This is a genomic window from Mycobacterium sp. (assembly GCF_049673265.1).
Taxonomy (GTDB): domain Bacteria; phylum Actinomycetota; class Actinomycetes; order Mycobacteriales; family Mycobacteriaceae; genus Mycobacterium.
In genome coordinates this window covers 1-1,683 of sequence record NZ_JBATXN010000669.1, presented here as the reverse complement: position 1 = coordinate 1,683, position 1,683 = coordinate 1, and the positions used below count along the sequence as shown (strand labels likewise).

The 1,683-nt window shown below is 65.3% G+C and carries 2 protein-coding genes; one reads left to right on the top strand and one right to left on the bottom strand.

Going from position 1 to position 1,683, the window contains the following annotated elements:
• Positions 1-1,188: glycerol kinase GlpK (gene glpK / locus WBF82_RS22715; RefSeq protein ID WP_424385183.1), on the top strand; the 1,188-nt coding region annotated here is incomplete at its 5' end.
• A gap of 72 nt (positions 1,189-1,260) precedes the next feature.
• On the opposite strand, the gene WBF82_RS22710 is transcribed toward glpK, so the two are convergent.
• Positions 1,261-1,683, bottom strand: a 423-nt coding sequence (locus WBF82_RS22710; protein ID WP_424385182.1) for a PadR family transcriptional regulator, incomplete at its 5' end; no start/stop codon positions are given.

The following is a 1,683-nucleotide window of genomic DNA, read 5'->3' as shown; positions in this document are numbered from 1 at the left end:
ATCGCGTCGGCGCTCGACCGCGACGGTCGCGGCGACGTGATCCGGCGTAAAGCCGGTCTGCAGCCGGCCACGTACTTCTCCGGCGGCAAGCTGCAATGGATTCTGGAGAATGTGGAGGGAGTGCGCGCAGCTGCCGAGCGTGGCGAGGCCGTCTTCGGTACGCCGGACACCTGGCTGCTGTGGAATCTGACCGGCGGACCTCGCGGCGGAGTTCATGTCACCGATGTCACCAACGCCAGCCGAACCATGCTGATGGACTTGGAGACGCTGGACTGGGACGACGAGTTGCTGTCCTTTTTCGACATCCCGCGCGCGATGCTGCCGTCGATCGCCGCGTCGTCACCGCGCCAGCCCTACGGCGTCACGGTGGAGGCGGGACCGCTGGGCGGCGAGGTGCCGATCACCGGGATTCTCGGTGACCAGCATGCGGCGATGGTCGGTCAGGTATGTCTGGAGCCCGGCGAGGCCAAGAACACCTACGGCACCGGTAATTTTCTGCTGCTGAACACCGGCGAGCAGATCGTCCGGTCCGGTAACGGCCTGCTGACGACGGTGTGTTATCAGTTCGGCGATGCCAAACCCGTTTACGCGCTTGAGGGTTCGATCGCTGTGACCGGTTCGGCGGTGCAATGGCTGCGCGACCAGTTGGGAATCATCAGCGGAGCTGCGCAAAGCGAAGCACTGGCCCGTCAGGTCGACGACAACGGCGGGGTGTACTTCGTTCCGGCGTTTTCCGGTTTGTTCGCACCGTATTGGCGATCCGACGCCCGTGGCGCGATCGTCGGGTTGTCGCGTTACAACACCAACGCACATTTGGCCCGCGCGACGTTGGAGTCGATCTGCTACCAGAGCCGCGATGTGGTCGATGCGATGCAAGCGGATTCGGGTGTGCGCCTTGAGGTGCTGAAGGTCGACGGCGGGATTACCGCCAACGAGTTGTGCATGCAGATTCAGGCTGACGTCTTGGGTGTCGACGTGGTGCGGCCGGTGGTCGCCGAGACCACTGCGTTAGGCGCGGCCTACGCGGCGGGCTTGGCGGTCGGCTTCTGGGCCGACCCGGATGAGCTGCGGGCGAATTGGCAAGAGGGCACCCGGTGGACGCCGCGCTGGAGCGATGACGAGCGCTCGGCAGGGTATGCGGGATGGCGCAAAGCCGTGCAGCGCACGCTGGATTGGGTTGAGGTGTAGTGGCGAGCAGACGCAAAAGTCCCCGACACGCCGAGGCGTGCGGGGCTTTTGCGTCTGCTCACCGGAGGACGGTCAGTCGTCTTCGCCGAGGATCGTGTAGATCTCGCGGCGAGCGTTGTTGACGATCTCGATGATGCGTTGCTGCTGCTCGGCACTGCCGGCGTGCGCGGATTGCGCTACGGCGCCGAACAGTTGCCCAACGGCGGCGCGCAGGTTCAGATGGGAGGGGTCGACACCGTCGGCGATCTCGTCCCACGGTGGTGTCTCGACTTTCTCCGCAGCGGCTCGGCCGGCGTCGGTCAACTCGAAAAGCTTTTTGCTGCCTTCGGTTTCGGTGCCGACAATCAGGCCCTCGTCGACCAGCAGCTGCAGTGTCGGGTAGACCGAGCCGGGGCTGGGGCGCCACAGGTCCTGGCTGCGCTCGGCGATCTCCTGGATCATCTCGTAGCCGTGCATGGGTCGCTCGGCCAGTAGCACCAGGATCGCGGCGCGGAC